Origin of the sequence: Fodinibius salipaludis (genome assembly GCF_002287075.1) — a bacterium.
GTDB classification, from domain to species: Bacteria; Bacteroidota; Rhodothermia; order Balneolales; family Balneolaceae; genus Fodinibius; species Fodinibius salipaludis.
Genome location: NZ_NSKE01000014.1, coordinates 1 through 19,659 on the forward strand (window position 1 = coordinate 1; position 19,659 = coordinate 19,659).

The following is a 19,659-nucleotide window of genomic DNA, read 5'->3' on the forward strand; positions in this document are numbered from 1 at the left end:
TTGAATACTAAGCCAGATAAGACATTAGACGTTTCCACGCGAAGGAAAACAGTCTCAGATAAACGCCTGGACAAGATTCATGTCCTCTTACAAAAGCAATCTCGTACATCGGGGATGGAGAAATGGAGTCAAAAGTAGTACGAAATTATCCAATAGCAGGTGTCCTAGCAATCGCTCAAATAGGACCAAAGGAGAAGTACGGAGTGAGTTGACTTTCTAATGCATAAACGCGTTAATGCGCGGGTTAGGTGTACAATAAAGTTAGGAATTTAACAGTTATGTGTATAGATTAATAAAAAATACACATTAACTAAATCAGTACAATTATGCGAACGAATGTAGTGATCGATGACGACTTGATGGATGAAGCCTTGAAGGTGAGTCGATTAAAAACGAAAAAAGATGCTGTGGAAGAAGGCTTGAAATTGCTAGTCCAGCGCAAAAAGCAAGAAAATATCAAAGACTTGCGCGGGAAATTGCACTGGAAAGGTGATTTAGAGGATATGAGGACTGACGAGAAGTGATTTTAGTAGATACCAGCGTATGGATTGATTATTTCAACGGCGTAGAAAATAAACAAACCGAAAGCCTTGACCGAATCCTTTCCGAGCAATCAGTTCTCTTGGGAGACATTATTCTCACTGAAATTCTACAAGGTTTTGATAGTGATAAAGAGTTCAGATTAACCAAACAAGCTCTTGAGCCGTTAGACTGTGTTCACCTTGGGGGAAAATCATTGGCAATAAAAGCGGCATCGAATTTTCGTTTTCTTCGATCAAAAGGCGTAACCATTCGCAAAACTGTAGATATGCTCATCGGAAGTTGGTGTATCGAACATGAAGTGGAGCTGCTACACAATGATAAAGATTTCGACCAAATAGCAATTCAACTACCATTGCAGATTTACACTGATTGATTTTGTACGGCTAACGCCATTGCGCATAAGCTGCACGCGATAAAATGTTGAATTAGCAACTAACGAAAGATGAGACTTAAAACCAAGAGCGGCAAAGACTTGGCGAGGCGTGTCCGTTTAATGCGCTGGTTAGCACAACTTCTACTCTTTTTGGGGAGGAATTTGACGAACATGCCAAACCGCTTCAATATAAATACCCTTTTCCTTTATTCGATAGGGCAGTCGGTAATTTCCCACAATCAATTCTCGAAGCGTCTCTTCGTTGTATTCTGGAACGACTCTACCAATTCTTGGATGTTCAGCCAGTTTATCGGTTTGCCTCATGAGTTCTAAAGCCCACTGCTCGGCAGTCTCATAATCATCTTGGGCAATATAATCGACAAATTCATTGACCATTCGAATGGCTTGCTTGGTCCAGATTACTTCCATTTGGCCAAGTTTTCCTTAATTTTCTCTTTTGCTTCTTCGTGAGAAAAGACCTCCCCACGAGCAATTTGGCGCTCAGCTTCTAGCAAATCTTCCATTTTATCCAATTTATCAACCATTCGTTGGTATTCTGAAACATCAACCAAAACAGCTGCACTTTTTCCATGTTGGGTAAGGACAATCGACCGTTTCTCTTTCTGAATCCGATCGATAAAACTGGCTGCATTTTTTCGGAACTCAGAAACAGGTTGAATATCCTGGTCTAATTCAAGACGTATAGCAGACATAATGTTACTATTAAATTATTTTTAAACGTACAATAAAGATACGCTAAAAATGATTGGAATACAATGAGAAGAAGTGAAAACAAAGTTGTGCTAACGATTAGCGCTACAGCTGCAGGCGCCGAATGTTGAATTTATTTACAAAAGAAAGAGTAACTAATAAATGGAAGGGAGGCAAGGAGATGGCGAGACCTGTCCGCTGATAGCGCGGGTTAGTTTGGGGCGAAAGGAGTGGAGCCAGCAAGATTTGTGATAAAAACGACGGAAGGAAACAGCGGAAGCAAGATGATTTAGCCCCGACCGGCCAGGACAAAACGGGAAATAGGATTTTCGGAAAGGAAAAGAACGATGAGGCAGATTGCATTGTGGAAAAGGCAACCCAGAATAGGCTGAAAAATGGATATTTTTACAGCCGAAACAGCCTTTATTGACAAACCGCGAAGGCCGGCGGGCAAACTAACGACATTGCGCTACAGCTGCAGGCGCTGGAATATCGAATTAGTTAACAAATGAAAGAGTAACTAATAAATAGGAAGCGAGCAAGAAAGGGCGAGGCCTGTCCGCTGATAGCGCCGGGTTAGTTTGGGGCTGAAGATGTAGAACCAGCAACGGCTTTGATAAAAACAACGGAAGAACACAGCGGACGTAAGATGATTTAGCCCCGACCGGCCAGAACAAAATGTGAAATAGGATTTTCGGAAAGGAAGATAGCTTTAAGGCAAATTGAATAGTGGAAAAGGCAACCCAGAAGCGGCTGAAAAATGGATATTTTTACAGCCGAAACAGCCTTTATTGACAGACCGTGAAGGCCGGCGGGCAAACTAACCTATACTTATACATACATCTCAAATACTATCTATTGTATACATAATATGCAATAAGCCAGATTAGATGATTTAGGAGGTGTGGAATTGCTACAAAAAAATGGACAGTGAGTTAAGCCAGATCATGCAGCCAGTTCTTGTTGTTGGGTTAAATAATCCTGCATTTCCGCCGGCGTGCAGTAGTCCAGCGTAGAATGCAAGCGCTGGCGGTTATACCAGATCTCAATAAAGTTGAATATTACCTGCCGCAGTTTGTTATAATTATAGTGCTTCGGTTCTATCGGCAGTTCTGCTTTAAAGGTTTTAAAGAAGCTCTCGGCCGGAGCATTATCCCAGCAGTTGCCTTTGCGGCTCATGCTTTGGCGGACCAGTGGCCGGGCGGCCAGTCGGCTGCTAAACTCTTGGCAGCAATACTGAATACCTCGGTCGGAGTGGAAGATCAGCTCCTTCTCGATAGTCCGCTTTTGGCAGGCGGCTTTCCAGGCCGGAATAATGGTCTCATCCGCACTCATACCTTCCGAGAGCGACCATCCCAGAATCTGGCGATCAGCCAGATCCATGATCGTCGTTAGGTATAACCAACCTTGGGTGCTGGGAATATAGGTGATGTCGCTTACCCACACCTGGCCTAATCGGCTGGTGGAAAACTCCTGATCTAATCGGTTCGGGGCCACCGGCAAGGAATGTTTCGAATCGGTGGTCGTGACCCATTTCGGGCGAATCTGACTTTGTATGCCCTCCTTCTTCATTAGCCGTGCTACTCTCGGGCGACTTGCTGTTTCGCCGTCCCGCAGCAGTTGCTGGTGAATGCGAGGACTACCATACGTCTTGCCGGAATCTAGCCAGACCTGCTTAATTCGTCTCGTCAAACGCTGGTTCTCTTTGGCGCGATCAGAGGGCGGCCGGGTCATCCAGCTATAATAACCGCTTCTGGGTACCTTGAATACCTCGGACATCTTTACAATGGGAAATATGCTCTTGTGTTCGGCCATAAATTGGTAGATTACCTGTTTTTCTTCGTAAAGATGCCCATCGCCTTTTTTAGGATATCCCGCTCGATCCGCACGTCAGCAAGTTCTTTTTTTAACTCGGCCAGCTCCTTCTCTTCGGGCGTCTGGCTGGGAATGCCTTTGCCCGGAAAGGCCTGCTGAGGTTGTTGTTTATATTTCGATCGCCAAGCGTAGATAAGCCCTGGATCAATGCCGAGCTCATCAGCCAACTCGCGGATATTGTCTCGTTGGTAACTTTGCTGGATCACGTCCAGTTTAAACTGTTTGCTGTAGGTTTGTCTTTTACTCATAATGGTTTTTTGTCATAAATTGCGGCGACAATCTATGGCTTAACTGGGTGTCCACCAAAATGTAGCAAGTTCAGGGGTTTTAGTAATATTATGTGTATCAATTAGAGTGAAGCTAATACACATAATATCTATGCATAATATATTTTATTTATACTAAAAGAACCTACCGGCTTTAGTCTACCACGCCCATCTCAATAATTTCTTCATCCATCTCGGCGGAAATTTCTTTTACTTTACCTGCTGTATTTGGATCAACAATAGCTATTAGTCCGATACCCAGGTTGAACGTTGCTCGCATATCATCTTCCGGTACATTACCCAGATCTTGAATAAGTTCAAATATTGGGGGACGTTGCCATGCATTCCAATCTAACTTAATAGTTAGTTTTTCCGGAACTACCCGTTTTGTATTCCCCATAATACCACCACCCGTAATATGAGAAAAGCCGTTTACACTGTTCAGGTTCCGTAATTTACGAATAATGGGTAGATATGATTTATGTACGGCCAACATTGCCTCACCTACGGTTGTACCCAATTCATCCACGTGATCGGTAACCTCATATTCAGAAAATAACACTTTACGAGCTAATGAGTAACCATTGGTATGCAGACCGGTACTGGGAAATCCCAGAAGAATATTTCCCTTTTCAATATCGGAGCCGTCAATAACTTTTTTGCGATCAACCATCCCCACAATGTTTCCCGCCAGGTCAAATTCTCCCTCGCTGTAAATATCGGGCATTTCGGCCGTCTCCCCGCCTATAAGTGCTACGCCGTTTTCTTTACAGGCTTTGGAAAATCCTTTAACAACCTGGTAACCAACATCTTTCTCTAATTTTCCGGTCGAAAAATAATCCAGAAAGAAGAGGGGATCAGCTCCACAAACGGCAATATCATTTATACAATGATTTACCAGGTCTTGTCCCACGGTATCGTACTTTCCGGACTTAAAAGCTACAATTAACTTGGTGCCTACGCCATCAACACTGCTGACAAAAACGGGATCATTGTAGCTGCTTAAATCGGGACGGAAGAATCCGCCAAATCCGCCGATATTGTGTAATACGGCATCACTGTGGGTTTCTTTAACGAGGCCTTTTATGGATTCAACCATTTCTTCTCCGGCTTCTATATCAACGCCTGCATCTTTGTAGGTAAATTTCTTTTTACTCATTACGTCCAGTTTTTTCGCTTTTTTAAAGAAGTTATATGTGCTAAGTGATGATTTCCATGCCACGCATAATGGCCAATTAAATGCTTGACTACAATGGTCCCGGATTCTGGATGATTTAACTCCCTGTTTAACTGCTTTTTATTCAATGATGTAAGTAAATAACTCCATCGCTTATGAAGTCCATCAATTAGTTTTAACGAAGATTCAATGGGAAGAGAGGAATCTAATAATGCTGCCCAAGATTCCTGTTGGTAGGGTTTTATCGTCGGTTTACTTTCTGTGAGTGTTAATTTAATCCGGGTATAACCATTGATGTGGCTGTCTGCAATGTGATGGACAACCTGCCGGACCGTCCAACCATCTTTTCGATATGGTGTATCCAGTTGTTTATCTGAAAAGTGAGCAACAGCTGCAGATAATTTTTCAGGAAGACTTCGAATATCATCAATCCATTGAACTATCTCTTTTGCAGATGGAGAGCTGTTTATCTGCTCTCGACCAATGGGATATTTAAGCTCTTCCATAAAAGTGTTCAATTTGGGTTCATTTTTTTGACTCAAATAAATATAGCCAACTTGCCTATCGTTTTTAAGAAATATTTCTCCACATTATCCACCGGAAACCCTTAATAATATTAGATAAATAATATTTGTAGTACATAGTAGTTACTGTGGATAAGTGGATAACTTTTTAACACACAAATTTTTAGTTGGCAAATTTCTATTGTGGATTATTTTGTGGATAAAAATCCTAATAAAAACAACTGTTTAGCAGAATTATTTTTAAGTTTTCCACAATTTACAATAGAATGGGTGTCAAGTAGAAAATGTTATCTACACGATTTTTCTACTTTATAACTTGTGGAAAATAATATTCAGTTGTTGAAAGCTGTGGAGAAATTTTGTTGGTTTTGGTTGATCTATTTTAAGAAGAAGTTATACACATACTTATCCACAGGGTTATTAACAGACTTAGATATGAAGATAGTACTACAAAGGGTATCCGAAGCGAGTATTTTTGTGCAAAATGAGCGTATTGGTGCGATTGGTCACGGCCTAATGTTGCTGGTTGGTGTCCATGAAGAAGATACTGAGGAACAGATGGAATGGCTGGCCGAGAAAATATTGAAATTGCGTGTGTTTGATGATAAAGAAGGGAAAATGAATTTATCTGTTCAGGATGTAGAAGGAGAGATCCTGGTTGTGCCGCAGTTTACCCTGTATGGGGATTATGAGCAGGGAAATAGGCCCAGTTATTTCGAGGCTGCCGAACCGGATAAAGCAGAGAAATTATATGAGGATATGATTGCTTACATTAAAAAAAATTCGGATCTGGATATTGAAACCGGCCAGTTTGGCGCTTATATGGATGTGCAGCTCCATAACGATGGTCCGGTTACACTGGTCATGGAACGGTGAATAGTCAAAGTGTCATCCTGAACCCCGATGTGTCGGGACAGGCTTTGTTTCAGGATCTCTTCTTTAAAGTTATGTATAGATGCTGAAATAAATTCAGCATGACATAAATATTTGGTTAGTTTAACTAATATGTCCGTAATATTTCTATTTATAGACGGCGTTGGGTTGGGAAAAGCCAATGAAGCAAATCCTTTTACTCAATCAATCTACCGGGGCTTTTCTGCCATGGCCGGTGATCAAGAGTTTTCTGAAAAAGCAACCGAACTCTCAGAAACTAACCATCTATTTAAATTTATAGATGCTCGTCTCGGGGTAGAAGGATTGCCCCAAAGCGGAACTGGTCAGACGGCCTTGTTTACTGGAAAAAATGCGCCAAAAGAAATTGAAAAGCACTTTGGACCCTTTCCGCATTCGGGGATAAAACCTTTTTTGAAAGAACAGAGCCTGTTTATTAAAGCAAAGCAGCAGGGAATAAGCTGTAATTTTATAAATGCTTACCCAGATATTTATTTTCAGAAAGCGCGAAAACGGAATCGCTGGAGCTGTACAACACTTATGACCAAAAGTGCTGATATTGCATTGAATACGACTCAGGAAGTTAAAAATGGCACGGCACTAACTTCTGAGTTAACACAACAGGCGTGGAGAGAGCAACTGAATATTGATGTGCCTGAAATTTCTCCGGAGCAGGCTGCTGATCGGCTATTGGAACAATCAGAGAACTATGACCTGCTACTGCATGAATACTATTTAACAGATAAAGCAGGGCATAGTCAAGAATTGAATAAAGCAGAAGGATTTTTAAATACTTATGATAGGTTTTTGTGGCATTTAATCCGCAATAAGTCATCCAATACAACAATTGTGTTAAGCAGTGATCACGGTAATGTTGAAGACCTGTCTACAAAAACACACACTTTTAATAAAGTACCGCTTTTTGTGTATGGGCCTGGGGCAAATTATTTTTTTGCTTCAGATAGTATTATGGATGTAACACCCGGGATTTTAGAAGTTTTTTTTAAAAAAACTAATTAATTAGTTAATGATAAAATCCTATTTATATTTGTGTTATACTATTCAGTATGGCTGAAAGAAGTTTAAGTAAAGAGGAAAAGATTGGAGTATAGTAGCTTTCCCGGAGGTAATTGGAAAAATCCCCTTTTAATATTTTTAAAAGGGGATTTTAAAATGTACTTAAATGGTATGAAGTATTACTTGCTGTTTAGCGTTTCTTTAATTATTTCGAATATTTCTTCAATAGAGCCGACACCGTCAATGGTTTCAACCGCATCCTGTTTTTTGTAGTGATTAAGTACGGGCGCTGTTTCCTCTCTATAAACGGCCAAGCGATTTTTAATTTTTTCGGGAGAGTCATCCGAGCGGCCTTCACCCCGGCTTAAAATCCGATCAATCAACTCTTCTTCTGGAACTACCAGCTGTAGAAAGGCGTCCAGAGTTTTGCCTTTTTTATCCAAAATAGCATCATAGGCTTCGGCTTGGGGAACAGTGCGTGGAAACCCATCCAAAATATAACCGTCACTATATTTGTCGTCTTTGAGCTCCTCTTCAACCAGGCCCACCACTTTTTCGTCGGGGACCAAATCACCGGCATCCAGAATAGCTTTTACTTCTTTGCCAAGGGACGTTTCATTTTTAATAGCAGATCTAAAAATTTCACCGGTAGAGAGATGGGGAATATCGTATTCTTCACTGATGAGATTAGCCTGTGTTCCTTTGCCGGCACCGGGTGGTCCGAAAATGATGATGCGCATAATATGTGGTTAGGTTAAGTACTCTAAATTAAGTGATGGTGAAAATACCGTAATCAACAAGTATATTCAACGAAAACCGACCTAAAATAAACCTTTATTTTTGTATTGATAAAATAGGATATTGGAAAATCAACTTGATTCATAATTAACTACCAAACTCATGAGCATTTATACCTTACGGCGATATCTTACACTGTTGATCTTTTTCTTGATCGCCGGATTTGTACAGGCGCAGGAAAACGAATCATTGTTGGAAGCAGGCCCTATGTTGGGTTATGTGGAAATGCAAGAGGCTAACCTGTGGATACAAACCACGAAACCGGTCTCTTTTGAATTGACTTATTGGAAAAAAGGAGAGGAGGATGCTCCCAAACATGTTTTTAGGAGTTCAACTTTAGCGCTGGAATCGAATACTGCACAAGTTAAACTGACGGACCTGGATTATGGGACGACGTATCAGTATGAGCTTACGATAGATGGACAAAAAGTAAACTTGCCGTATGATATGAAGTTTACAACCCAGCAGCTTTGGGAGTGGCGCAAACCGGCACCTGATTTTTCGGTAGCGATGGGATCGTGCCTCTATATTAATGATTCCGAATTTGATCGACCGGGTACGCCCTATGGAAAGAGTACTGAAATTCTAAAACACATCAATAATCAGCATCCGGATATGATGCTGTGGCTGGGAGATAATGTCTATTACCGCGAACCCGATTTCTATTCCAAGAAAAGATTGGACTATCGTTTTAAGGATGCGCGCAATACACCGGAAATGCAGCCGCTTCTGGCCAATGCTATCAATATAGCTACGTGGGATGATCATGATTACGGTCCCAATAATTCGGATCGTTCGTATCGTTTGCGCGAAGAAACGCTGGATATTTTTAAACGATACTGGGCGAACCCAGGATACGGAACCAGTGAAACTGATGGGGTTTTTACCAAATATAAATACAGCGATGTGGAGTTTTTTCTGATGGATAATCGCTATCATCGGGCGCCCAATAATTTTAAAAAAGAAGGCAAAGCATTCTTCGGGGAAGCGCAGCTACAGTGGCTAAAGGATAGCCTGGTGGGAAGCAATGCTACGTTTAAAATTGTTGTCGTAGGCAATCAGGCAACTAATAAAATGAATACCCATGAATCGTTTACAGCGTATCCGCATGAGCAAGAGGAGCTTATGGAGTTTTTAGATGAGCATGATATTCCGGGTGTGCTGTTTTTGTCGGGCGATAGACATTTTACGGAACTGCTTAAGACCGATCGGGAAGACAATTATCCTATTTATGAATTTACGTCATCGCCGCTAAGTAGCGGGACGTATGGAAACTTGCAAGAATCCGAAGAATATGATAATCCCCAGCGGGTGGACGGAACGTTGGTTTATGACGATCAGAACTTTGGGATGATGTATATTAAAGGGGATGAAGATAATCGTCGGTTGGTTTTGGAGACTTATGGATCAGATGGAGAAAAGCTGTGGGATTATACTATCACAGAAAACGATCTAAAAAATAAATAATAGCTGTTAAGCTGAACTTTGATTCATTTTCACCATATATTGCAATAAGGTAGTTGTTTAATAGAGACAACCTCCCTATTTATATATTTATCAATCAAACTATTGGCTATGAGTTGGGAAGAGTTTTTTAGTTATATCCGGGAAGTTTTAAACTTTCAGCTATTTGCAATTAGTGATGTCCCGGTTACAACGGCTTCTATCCTGCTATTTTTTCTGCTTCTTACTTTCTTTATTGTTGTAGGGATCTTTGCTCGTCGAGCGATAAATCGTAAAATATTTAGGCGTTTTCATATTGATGAGGGGACGAGTTATACGCTTTCTCGTATCACCCAATATATTATCATCACCATTGGGGTGTTGATCTCTTTTAATTTTGTTGGGATCAACCTTAGTAGCCTTACCGTTATATTTGGACTTCTTTCGGTCGGTATTGGTTTTGGGCTGCAGAATGTGACCTCAAATTTTATTTCAGGACTTATTATCCTATTTGAACGACCCATTAGCGTGGGCGACCGCGTAGTTGTGAATGAAATTGAAGGCGATGTTATTGAGATCAATATACGATCTACGATGGTACGGACGGTAAATAACATTTCTATTGTGGTGCCTAATTCGGAGTTTGTATCTAAAGATGTAATAAATTATTCACACGGAGATCCTACGTATCGGTTGGATGTAGATGTAGGAGTTTCGTACGACTCAGATTTGGATACCGTTCTAAAAGCACTTAATGAAGTGGCTGCCAATAATAGCAACGTGATGAGAAATCCTGAACCCGAAGTACACCTTATAGAGTTTGGTGATTCCTCTTGGAATATGCAGCTGCGCTCTTGGATTCCCAATGTTAAAGACTATCCCAAAATTCGTAATGAGCTCAACCAGGCGATCGTACGGACCTTCCGAAAATATAATATCGTGATTCCATTTCCGCAGCGGGACTTGCACATGCGCAGTTCAGTTAAATTGCCTATTGATAGTGGAGAGAAAAATAAAAAAGGCAGCACCACGAGTTCTCGTGATGCTACCTGAAAATGACCAAAGAGTTTTACTGTGATTAGTTTTCGATGGGAATAGCTTCTTTATCCATTTCCTCAATTAAGCTCGACGCATCGCCCTCTAAAATAGGCTCTATGCGTTCAAACTGAGCATCTACTTGTGCTGCGAGATCCTCATAAACTTCATATTGCTGTTCCGTTGGACGTCCGTCGCCTGTTGCAACGGTATTGGCCAGCGAAGCCAGTTTGTTGTTCAGCTTAATGGGATAATTCAGCACATCCTGGAACGACTCAGCTTTAGTCTGCATTAATTCTCCTTCCACATCCGAAAGCGTTGTTAGCATGGCATCAACACGTTCTTGAACGTCTTCATTACCGGCGTAGTCGGACTTTATACCATCCAACTCTTCACGTATTTCTCGAATGCGGTTGATAGTTTTATGGGTAGTATCCAGTTTGCTAATGATTGTTTGATGTAGCTCAAATTGCTCCTCAAAATCATCTTGTGTGACATCAATGCGTGGGTCTTTGGTGATTTCAAAGCTTTGGCTCATGATCGTTTGATCATCAACAATTAAGCGCACTTCGTATGTGCCGGGTACGGCTGAAGGACCATCCGTAGAACCGGACCATAAAATTTGTTGCCCATCGAGATCGGTTGCTCCGGGATATTCCATATTCCAAACAAAGGTATTTTGTCCCTGCTTGGTGGTTAGTACATCGGAGGGAACCTCATGTTCTTTTTCATGAAATTCTTCCGACTCTTTTACTTCTTCACCATCTAAATCTTCTTGGTTGGAGAAGGTGCGAATAACATCGCCATCTGATTCGGCAAACTGCAGCTGTACTTCTTGGTCGGAAATTTCACTGTTAAGATTGTAGTGTACCACTACTCCGTCTTTTGGATTTTCGCCCAGTGTTTGTCCGGGGTCCGGTTCGGTGTGGCTTCCAAACAGATAGGTTGTTTCCGGCTGATAGAGGTAGTAGTCGGATTGAGTGATTTCGTCACCAAGCTGATGGAGTATGGATAAATCATCCAGTACCCAAAATGAACGACCCTGTGTGGCCACTACCAAATCTTTGTCACGCTCATGCACCGCTAAATCGGTAATAGGTACAGCGGGCAAGTTAAGTTGAAGCGGTTGCCAGAGTTCCCCGTCATTAAAGGAAACGTACACACCCGTTTCCGTCCCCGCATAAAGGAGACCTTCTTTAATAGGATCTTCACGAATCACGCGCGTAAAATCTTTGCTGGGAATACCAGTTGTAATTTTAGTCCAGCTTTGGCCGTAGTCATCCGTTTTATAAAGCATCGGCTGAAAGTCGTCGAACTTATAACGCGTAGCCGCAAGGTAGGCCGTTCCGGCATCGTGGGGCGATGGATCGATGATGCTGGCCATCGCTTCGGGCATACCTTCAGGCGTAACTTCAGTCCAGTTGTCGCCATTATCGCGACTAATATGAATGAGTCCGTCATCAGCGCCGGTCCACAGAACGCCGGGCTCTACCGGTGATTCCGCGAAGGTAAAGATGGTGTTATAATACTCAACGCTGGTATCATCCTTGGTAATGGGTCCGCCCGATTCACCCTGCTTGGACTTATCGTTGCGCGTTAAATCTTCGCTGATGGTATCCCAGCTCATTCCCTCATTATCCGATCGGTGAACAAACTGTGATGTCGCATATAAGATGTCGGGATCATGAGGTGAAATGTAGATAGGAAAGGTCCACTGGAAGCGATATTTTAGATCCTTGGCACCCGCGCCCATGGGGTTATCGGGCCACACATCAATACGGTCGCTCTGATCGGTAAAGTCATTAAATTTATTAAAATATCCTCCGTAACTACCGCCGTAGGTTACATTGGGATTTTCGGGATCGGGTGCAATATAACCGCTTTCTCCACCGGCCACAGGATGCCAGTCGCGCGTTTCAATGCCATAGTCGGCTGTTCGGCTTTTAATACCTACGGTACTATTATCCTGTTGGGCTCCATAAATTCGATAGGGGAATTCATTATCGGTAATAACTTGGTAAAACTGTGCCGTAGCATACTTGCGGTACGAGGACCAGCTTTGACCATCATTATAGGAAACCTGCCCGCCCCCGTCATCGGCAACGACCATTCGGTCTCCGTTATTTGGATCGATCCACAGGTCGTGGTGATCACCGTGTGGGGTATTAATGCTTTCAAAAGATTCGCCACCGTCGGTAGATTTATAAAATCCAACATTCAGTACATACACTTCATCTTCGTCCTCGGTATCGGCAACAATGTGTGTATAGTACCAGGCACGTTGACGTAGATTTCGTTCACTGTTTACACGGTTCCAGGTTTCACCACTGTCATCAGAGCGAAAGACTCCACCATTATCGCTTTCAATAATCGTCCAGACACGATCAGGATTAACGGGAGAAATGGCTACGCCAATCTTGCCCATAAGCCCTTTGGGCATACCCGGACGTTCGGAAATATTATTCCATGTTTCACCGCCGTCGGTGCTTTTATATAGGCCACTGCCTTCGCCACCGCTCGACATCTCCCACGGATTGCGATAGGCTTCCCAAAGAGAAGCGTATAATATATTGGGATTGGTGGGATCAACTTCGACATCCACAGCACCTGTAAATTGATTGTGATACAGTACTTTTTCCCAATTTTCACCGCCATCGGTAGTTTTATAGACGCCGCGTTCTTCATTACCTTCTGTGCCAAATGCGTGTCCCATTACCGCTACCCAGACAATATCTTCGTCTTTGGGATGTACGGCAATTTCACCGATAAAATGTGATTCTGGCAGACCAATATGATCCCACGTTTTTCCGCCATTAGTGGTCTTGTACATACCGTCACCGGCCGCCATATTTCCACGAATACAGGTTTCTCCCATGCCCGCGTAAATAACATTGCTGTTGGAGGGCGCCGCTGTTAGTGCCCCTACGGATCCCGTTTTAAAATCACCGTCTGATACGTTTATCCAGTTTTTCCCGCCATCGGTCGTCTTATACACACCACCGCCGGTAAATCCGGTGTAATAGGTATCCAGTTGATCAGGATGACCGGTAACGGCCACCGAACGGCCTCCTCTAAAAGGGCCAATATTTCGATATTCTAAATTTTGCAGATAGGGTTCCTCAAATGAAACTTCATTAACGCCCTCGGCCTGAGCTGTTCCACCAAAGCGTTGCGCCTCGGCAGAGAAAGAAAACCCCATAAAAAGCAGAGCAACAATAGTTGCCATAGCCCATTTATATTTTTTATTGCGTCTTAACATATATCCCTGGTTTGTGTTGAAATTAGTTGATCCAATCGTAGAAAAAGCAATGTATAAAAAATGCGAGTGTCGTTAGGTAAAAAAATGTGAATCGAAGGCAGATACTGTTTTTATTGTTAGGTGTAATCCTTCTTTTTTTATGATTATTTTCAGGGCTTATGAAAACAACCGGATTTATAGCCAGACGATATTTATTTTCGCGTAAGCACATCTCGCTTATTTCCACGCTTACTATTATCAGTATTATTGGGGTAACTATTGGAACGGCGCTGCTCATTGTTGTTCTTTCGGTGTTCAACGGTTTTTTTGATGTAATTCAAGGACTTCTCCTTCAGAATGATCCCGATCTACGAATAGAGTCCACTGCTTCTAATTCTTTTCTTTTTACAGGTGATATGGAGAAAAAGCTGTCTGATATTCCAGAAGTCCAAGCTATGGCTTCATATGCAGAAGGGAAGGCGCTGCTGGCATTCAAGCATAGTGATGATAAAGTGGTACAGGTACAAGGAATAGATCCCGATGAATATTTTGAAGTAAATGATTTTAATGAAAACCTTAATGAAGGGATGCTTGATTTATCTGTTCGAAATCAAAGGCCGGGGATGTTGATTAACCGGCAGCTCATGAATGAGTTAAACCTGAGCATTGATGATGAAGTAGTTTTGCTAAGTGCTGCCGGGATGCGCAAATCGCTTACCCAATTTTCACTTCCACGTAGTTTCCGATTTCAAGTTCGAGGTAGTTATTCACAGGTTCAAATTACGGAAGGGGCCGGGGTTTTTATTGATAAAGAAGCAGCACAGCGCCTTTTTGAAATGCGGAATGCCGTTTCGGGTATTGATTTACGGATAACAAATACTGATGAGGCAGAATCCGTAAAAGAGAAAATACAGGCTTCACTGGGATCAGAGTTTGAGATATCTACATGGTATGATTTACAGAAGCCGCTCTACGATGTGATGTATCTTGAAAAATGGAGCTCCTATATCATTTTAATGATTATCGTGCTGGTAGCCGTACTTAATATTATTGGGTCGCTGACGATGATTGTCATCCAGAAAAACCGAGATATTGGGATATTACTGACAATGGGTTTTACCCCCTCGGATATCAAAAATATATTTGTCCGGCAGGGATTTTATATCGGAATTATAGGTTGTGTTATTGGCGGGGGAATAGGGTTGTTGCTCAGCTGGATGCAGCAGCAATACGGCCTCATAAAACTTTCATCGGCTTTTATTATTGATGCTTATCCGGTAAGTATTAGTTATCTGGATGTCAGTATTGTGCTGGCGGGAAGCTTAGCGCTTTGTCTGCTGGCCAGTTGGTATCCCGCAAAAAGAGCTGCGCAGGTAGATCCGGCCGATGCTATCCGGTTTGACTGATTTACTCTTGTAAGCCTAACTTTTTGCAGATACTGCTGAGTTGTTCCAGTTCTTCGTCGGAAAGTACCTCAAACTCTTTTTTTATGCGTGCCAGATGTTTAGGAAAGTAATCAGATATAAACTTTTCTCCCTCATCGGTAAGATGAATTAACATTGAGCGCCGATCCTTAGGATCTTGGTGACGTTCAACCCAGCCGCTCTTTTCGAGGTTATCGATGACAAGGGTAATATTACCGCCGCTTTTAAGAAGTTTTTTTCCCAGTGCTTTTTGATTTAACGGGCCCAGGTGTAGCAGTGCTTCTAACACCCCAAACTGGCTGATGGTTAATCCAACATCACTGAGCTGTCGGTTCAACCGATTATTTATGGAGTCGGTGGCACGCATTAACTTGATAAATGCGTTCAGGGTTTTCTCTTCTCGATCACTGCCTTGGTAGTGCGTACCCATAATTTTAATCCTAAATTATTGAATATTGAATGACATGCAGTGATAAATATATGGGTTAGAGAATGGGAAAGCCATTAAAGGTTATAACTTATTGTAACGGGGGCGTGGTCCGATAAATCCCATTTCATTTCAATAACCGCTTCTTCTGCGGCATCCAGCATATTTGGACAGCTCATGTGATAATCAATGCGCCAGCCTTTGTTCCGCTCTTTGGATGCTGCCCGATAGCTCCACCAGCTGTATAGATCTTCTTCGTCTTCGTGCAGACTTCGATACACATCCTCAAAACCAGTTTGCAACAGTCGTGTTACCCATTCTCGTTCTTCAGGTAAAAATCCGGAGGTGTTTTTATTACGCTTCGGGTTATGAATATCGATGGCTTTATGACAGATGTTGTAATCTCCACACATTACGACCGGTTTGTCTTCGGATAGAAATTTTTGTGCAAAGGGGAGAAAGTAATCCAGAAACTCCATCTTTAGTTCCTGACGTTCATCGCCGGTGGTGCCACTGGGAGCATAAATAGAGAATACGTAGAGATCCTCAAACTCTGCCATCATTACACGTCCCTCGCTGTCAACCCAATTTATCCCCATTCCTTTTTCTATGCGGATGGGTTTCTGCTTTGATAAAATACCCACGCCTGAATACCCTTTTTTCTCTGCGGTATGATAAGCCTCATGATAATTCAACTTTTGAATCGGTCCCGGAACCTGATGTTCCATAGCCCGTAATTCTTGCAGGCAGATAATATCGGGATCGGTTTGATCTATCCAATCGGTAAAGCCGTGGCGATGTGCCGCACGAATTCCATTAACGTTTAGAGATGAGATTTTAAGCATGGAATAAAGGCAGTTACTTATTTAAGATTAGCAGTCTTTTTATGAAATATAATTGTATTACCGGAGTGAAAAGCGAGAAGCAAGAAGTTATGTAAGGATTTGTGTATCAAGAGGTCCTACTTAATAAATGGGAACTAAACTTTAGCTTATGTTAGATTTAAGTCACAAAAAGATGATTATCTGGAAAAAGGGAATAGCGTTAATAAAAACGATTTATCAGGTTACGGAAAATTTTCCCAACGAAGAGAAATTTGGTCTTGTAAGTCAGCTCAGGAGAGCTGCTGTCTCCGTTATTTCTAATATTTCAGAAGGAGAAGCCCGAAAGACAAGCAAAGAGAAACGAAGATTCTACGAAATTGCTTGTGCCTCTTTAGTTGAAGTTGATGCCCAAATTGAAATATCACTTGAGCTTGGTTTTATTAAAAAAGATGATATAAAAGAACTTTCAGACTTGTTAAATGAGTGTTTTGCAATGCTATCAAAACTTAAAACAAGTAGATAGTTTGTTTCTTCTTGCTTTTCACTTCTTACTTAGACTTCACAATTGCATAATTACGCTTCCCTACCTTCAACGTAAATTCAGTATCATCTGCAAAAGTCACGCTGTATCCCTTGTCGGAAATCTTCTCATCATCAATAGAAATACCGCCTTGTTTGATCAGGCGCTTTGTTTGTCCGTTACTGTCTGTAAAACCGGCATCCGAAACAATATCCAGCAGGCGAACTTCGGTACCCGGCTCATATTCCAGGGTAGGGGCATCGTCGGGAATTTCATCACCAACAACTGTTTTTTCGAAGTGTTCACGAGCGGCTTTGGCAGCTTCCTCACCGTGATACATGCGGGTAATCACCAGCGCTAATTCGTGCTTGGTATTACGCGGATCTTTTTCTGCTTTCTCTTGGTACTTAGGCAGCTTATCTACATCAATATCCGAAAGGAGTTCAAACCATGAGTAGATCAGATCATCGGGAATTGATAGCACCTTTCCATACATATCATTAGCATCTTCGGTAATGCCGATGTAGTTGTCGTAAGACTTAGACATTTTTTTGGTACCGTCGGTGCCTACCAACAAAGGCATCATTAAGGCAATTTGGGGCTCCTGCCCGTCATCTTTTTGAAGTTCGCGCCCTACGAGTAGATTAAACTTTTGATCGGTGCCGCCGAGTTCCACATCTGATTGCAGGTGGACGGAATCCTGCCCCTGGGCCAGCGGATAAAGAAATTCGTGCAGCGAAATCGGCTCATTATTTTCGTAGCGCTTGGAGAAATCGTCACGCTCAATCATTCGTGCAACCGTCAGTTTAGAGGTTAATTTAATAACATCCTGGAAGTTCATTTCTCCCAACCACTCCGAGTTATAAACGATAGTGGTTTTATCTTCATCTAAAATCTTTGTCGCCTGATCGAGATATGTTTTGGCATTTTCTTTGATTTCTTCTGGAGATAGCGCCGGACGCGTTTCATTTTGCCCGGTGGGATCACCAATTAACGCTGTAAAATCTCCGATAATAAGAATGGCTTCATGACCGAGATCCTGAAACTGCCGCAGTTTGCGCAGAATTACTGAATGTCCCAGGTGAAGATCGGGACGGGTGGGATCGCAACCCAGCTTAATCTTAAGAGGTTTTTCTTCTTTTTTAGATTTTTTGAGCTTTTCGACAAGCTCTTCTTCAGGTACAATTTCAACCGTACCTCTTCTAATAACATCTAATTGTTCGTCAACTGGTAAAAAATTCATAAAAGTTAAGAATTGCTCTGTTCTAAAAAGGGAAAGTTTTCAATTGGATTATATTGCTCGAGTGTCTTCTGGACGGTCGTGGAAAAATCTTCGGCACCGGGATATACAGTAGCTACCGCATCATAAGCCCAAGGTGCCAGATAGATAATATAAGGATAGGTTGCTGAATTTTGTCGGGATTCTTCAGAAGGGATACTAAAACCAGCAAGGATTAATAGAATAGCACTGATTACGATACCGCTTTTTAAAAAGCCGAATGCAGCCCCTGCAATGCGATTAATAAAATTCAGCTTAATGGTTTCTAAAAACTTTTTGCTTAAAAATGCCGCAAGGTGTACCAGTGATAGTGTGCCAACAAAAATGATGATGGCCGAAATAAAAGGGACAAAAGAAGCTCCTTCTTCAAAAAGCGGATTGATTGCTGTAGCAAGAGGATCCATATATTGGAAGGTGAGAAAAACGCCTAAGATAATACCTACAATGCTGAGCACTTCCTTGATGATTCCGTTTGCAAATCCACTGTAAGCGAAATAAACAATAGGAATCAGGATTAGGAAATCAATCAGATTCATAGGAGCGGAATTTAGGAAAGTTCTTCTTTAACAACCTTGCTTACTACAGATCCTTCGGCCTTTCCTTTCAGTTCTTGCATCAATACGCCCATAACTTGTCCCATATCAGATATATCTTCGGCGCCAAGCTCTTCAATCTTTTCTTTAGCTATATCGCGTACTTCCTCCTCAGAAAGCATTTCCGGGAGATAGGAGTTTATGATCTCCACCTCATCTTTTTCGGCATCGGCCAGATCATTACGATCGCCTTTCTCAAACTGCTCTATAGATTCCTTTCTTTGTTTGACGGCTTTCATGAGCACTTCAATAGTTTGCTCGTCAGAGAGTTCTCCTTCACCACCTTTGCGTTCGCTAATTTCCCGCTCCAATAGTTTCGACTTTAGGGATCGGAGAACACGCAGTTTATCCTGCTCCTTATCTTTCATCGCCTGTTTTAGGTCGGCCATGATTTTGTCTTTGATAGCCATAAAAAACGGTTTTATAATTGTTGAAGGTCAAATAAACTCATAAAAAAAGGCTCCACCCACGCATGCGGATGCAACCTTTTTATCAAATAAAGAAAAAATGTTTAGTCTTTATTCTCGTTGATAAAGTCCCGCACGTTTTCTTCATCGATAATGGCTTCCTTGTAACCATACTTATTGTTAGCTGTTTTTTGAGCTACAATAACTTTGGCCATTCGCCGGTCGTCCGTCTTTTGCTCTTCTTTGGTTCCGAAAGTTTTCTTCTTAGCCATGATGCTGGTTCTTAAGTATTAC

The 19,659-nt window shown here is 42.0% G+C and carries 22 protein-coding genes; 8 read left to right on the plus strand and 14 right to left on the minus strand.

All coding sequences use genetic code 11. From position 1 onward, the window contains the following. The first annotated feature begins 326 nt into the window (after window positions 1-326). Together CK503_RS15155 and vapC are read left to right on the plus strand one after the other, a co-directional pair. A complete protein-coding gene (locus tag CK503_RS15155) occupies window positions 327-524 on the plus strand; it encodes a type II toxin-antitoxin system VapB family antitoxin (protein ID WP_073067995.1) in 198 nt (65 codons plus the stop codon). Further along, window positions 521-916, plus strand: coding sequence for a type II toxin-antitoxin system VapC family toxin (gene vapC, locus CK503_RS15160; RefSeq protein ID WP_095607683.1), 396 nt, complete (start codon window positions 521-523; stop codon window positions 914-916). Before CK503_RS15155 ends, vapC begins: the two co-directional genes overlap by 4 nt. A 141-nt stretch (window positions 917-1,057) precedes the next feature. Here the strand turns inward: vapC and CK503_RS15165 are convergent, their stop codons facing one another. From CK503_RS15165 to CK503_RS15190, 6 genes are all read right to left on the minus strand, one after another. Continuing rightward, on the minus strand, window positions 1,058-1,345 hold the full coding sequence (locus CK503_RS15165) for a type II toxin-antitoxin system RelE/ParE family toxin (protein ID WP_095607684.1): 288 nt from the start codon (window positions 1,343-1,345) through the stop codon (window positions 1,058-1,060). Continuing rightward, the gene (locus tag CK503_RS15170) at window positions 1,336-1,629 is read right to left on the minus strand and encodes a type II toxin-antitoxin system Phd/YefM family antitoxin (RefSeq protein ID WP_095607685.1); all 294 of its coding nucleotides are present in this window, start codon (window positions 1,627-1,629) and stop codon (window positions 1,336-1,338) included. Before CK503_RS15170 ends, CK503_RS15165 begins: the two co-directional genes overlap by 10 nt. Window positions 1,630-2,572: 943 nt before the next feature. Continuing rightward, window positions 2,573-3,442 (minus strand): IS3 family transposase, encoded by an 870-nt coding sequence (locus CK503_RS15175; RefSeq protein ID WP_095607686.1) that lies wholly within the window; start codon window positions 3,440-3,442, stop codon window positions 2,573-2,575. Between the two features lie 11 nt (window positions 3,443-3,453). Beyond that, the gene (locus CK503_RS15180; RefSeq protein WP_095607687.1) at window positions 3,454-3,750 is read right to left on the minus strand and encodes a transposase; all 297 of its coding nucleotides are present in this window, start codon (window positions 3,748-3,750) and stop codon (window positions 3,454-3,456) included. A 172-nt stretch (window positions 3,751-3,922) separates the two neighbouring features. After that, entirely contained in the window at window positions 3,923-4,927 is a 1,005-nt protein-coding gene (gene purM / locus CK503_RS15185) for a phosphoribosylformylglycinamidine cyclo-ligase (RefSeq protein ID WP_095607688.1), read from the minus strand. Then, window positions 4,927-5,451, minus strand: a complete 525-nt coding sequence (locus tag CK503_RS15190; RefSeq protein WP_095607689.1) for a YfiT family bacillithiol transferase — start codon at window positions 5,449-5,451, stop codon at window positions 4,927-4,929. The genes purM and CK503_RS15190 overlap by 1 nt, the downstream gene beginning before the upstream one ends. Before the next feature lie 453 nt (window positions 5,452-5,904). Here CK503_RS15190 and dtd point away from each other — a divergent pair, with 453 nt between their 5' ends. Then, window positions 5,905-6,345, plus strand: a complete 441-nt coding sequence (gene dtd / locus CK503_RS15195; protein ID WP_095607690.1) for a D-aminoacyl-tRNA deacylase — start codon at window positions 5,905-5,907, stop codon at window positions 6,343-6,345. Window positions 6,346-6,474: 129 nt separating this feature from the next. Beyond that, entirely contained in the window at window positions 6,475-7,380 is a 906-nt protein-coding gene (locus CK503_RS15200) for an alkaline phosphatase family protein (RefSeq protein ID WP_095607691.1), read from the plus strand. A gap of 176 nt (window positions 7,381-7,556) precedes the next feature. Here the strand turns inward: CK503_RS15200 and CK503_RS15205 are convergent, their stop codons facing one another. Beyond that, window positions 7,557-8,117 (minus strand): adenylate kinase, encoded by a 561-nt coding sequence (locus CK503_RS15205; protein WP_095607692.1) that lies wholly within the window; start codon window positions 8,115-8,117, stop codon window positions 7,557-7,559. A 160-nt stretch (window positions 8,118-8,277) separates the two neighbouring features. On the opposite strand from CK503_RS15205, the gene CK503_RS15210 reads away from it, so the two are divergent. Both CK503_RS15210 and CK503_RS15215 read left to right on the plus strand, forming a co-directional pair. Next, on the plus strand, window positions 8,278-9,642 hold the full coding sequence (locus tag CK503_RS15210; RefSeq protein ID WP_095607693.1) for an alkaline phosphatase D family protein: 1,365 nt from the start codon (window positions 8,278-8,280) through the stop codon (window positions 9,640-9,642). Window positions 9,643-9,750: 108 nt separating this feature from the next. Continuing rightward, window positions 9,751-10,671 carry a mechanosensitive ion channel family protein gene (locus tag CK503_RS15215; RefSeq protein WP_095607694.1) on the plus strand — a complete coding sequence of 307 codons (921 nt, stop codon included), beginning with the start codon at window positions 9,751-9,753 and terminating at the stop codon, window positions 10,669-10,671. A gap of 25 nt (window positions 10,672-10,696) precedes the next feature. On the opposite strand, the gene CK503_RS15220 is transcribed toward CK503_RS15215, so the two are convergent. Beyond that, the gene (locus CK503_RS15220; RefSeq protein ID WP_217988432.1) at window positions 10,697-13,912 is read right to left on the minus strand and encodes a WD40/YVTN/BNR-like repeat-containing protein; all 3,216 of its coding nucleotides are present in this window, start codon (window positions 13,910-13,912) and stop codon (window positions 10,697-10,699) included. Window positions 13,913-14,070: 158 nt separating this feature from the next. Between CK503_RS15220 and CK503_RS15225 the strand changes: the two genes are divergently transcribed. Next, window positions 14,071-15,297, plus strand: coding sequence for an FtsX-like permease family protein (locus CK503_RS15225; protein WP_095607695.1), 1,227 nt, complete (start codon window positions 14,071-14,073; stop codon window positions 15,295-15,297). A gap of 1 nt (window position 15,298) precedes the next feature. Here the strand turns inward: CK503_RS15225 and CK503_RS15230 are convergent, their stop codons facing one another. Then, the gene (locus CK503_RS15230) at window positions 15,299-15,745 is read right to left on the minus strand and encodes a MarR family winged helix-turn-helix transcriptional regulator (RefSeq protein ID WP_095607696.1); all 447 of its coding nucleotides are present in this window, start codon (window positions 15,743-15,745) and stop codon (window positions 15,299-15,301) included. Between the two features lie 74 nt (window positions 15,746-15,819). Further along, window positions 15,820-16,587, minus strand: coding sequence for an exodeoxyribonuclease III (locus CK503_RS15235; protein ID WP_095607697.1), 768 nt, complete (start codon window positions 16,585-16,587; stop codon window positions 15,820-15,822). A 148-nt stretch (window positions 16,588-16,735) separates the two neighbouring features. Between CK503_RS15235 and CK503_RS15240 the strand changes: the two genes are divergently transcribed. Further along, window positions 16,736-17,089, plus strand: a complete 354-nt coding sequence (locus CK503_RS15240) for a four helix bundle protein (RefSeq protein WP_095607698.1) — start codon at window positions 16,736-16,738, stop codon at window positions 17,087-17,089. Between the two features lie 25 nt (window positions 17,090-17,114). Here CK503_RS15240 and tyrS read toward each other — a convergent pair whose 3' ends face one another. From tyrS to CK503_RS15260, 4 genes are all read right to left on the minus strand, one after another. Beyond that, the gene (gene tyrS, locus CK503_RS15245; protein ID WP_095607699.1) at window positions 17,115-18,329 is read right to left on the minus strand and encodes a tyrosine--tRNA ligase; all 1,215 of its coding nucleotides are present in this window, start codon (window positions 18,327-18,329) and stop codon (window positions 17,115-17,117) included. A gap of 5 nt (window positions 18,330-18,334) precedes the next feature. Then, on the minus strand, window positions 18,335-18,901 hold the full coding sequence (locus CK503_RS15250; RefSeq protein ID WP_095607700.1) for a CvpA family protein: 567 nt from the start codon (window positions 18,899-18,901) through the stop codon (window positions 18,335-18,337). An 11-nt stretch (window positions 18,902-18,912) separates the two neighbouring features. Continuing rightward, a complete protein-coding gene (locus tag CK503_RS15255; protein WP_095607701.1) occupies window positions 18,913-19,368 on the minus strand; it encodes a GatB/YqeY domain-containing protein in 456 nt (151 codons plus the stop codon). 101 nt (window positions 19,369-19,469) lie between these two features. Continuing rightward, entirely contained in the window at window positions 19,470-19,637 is a 168-nt protein-coding gene (locus CK503_RS15260; RefSeq protein WP_095607702.1) for a DUF4295 domain-containing protein, read from the minus strand. Window positions 19,638-19,659: the final 22 nt, after the last annotated feature.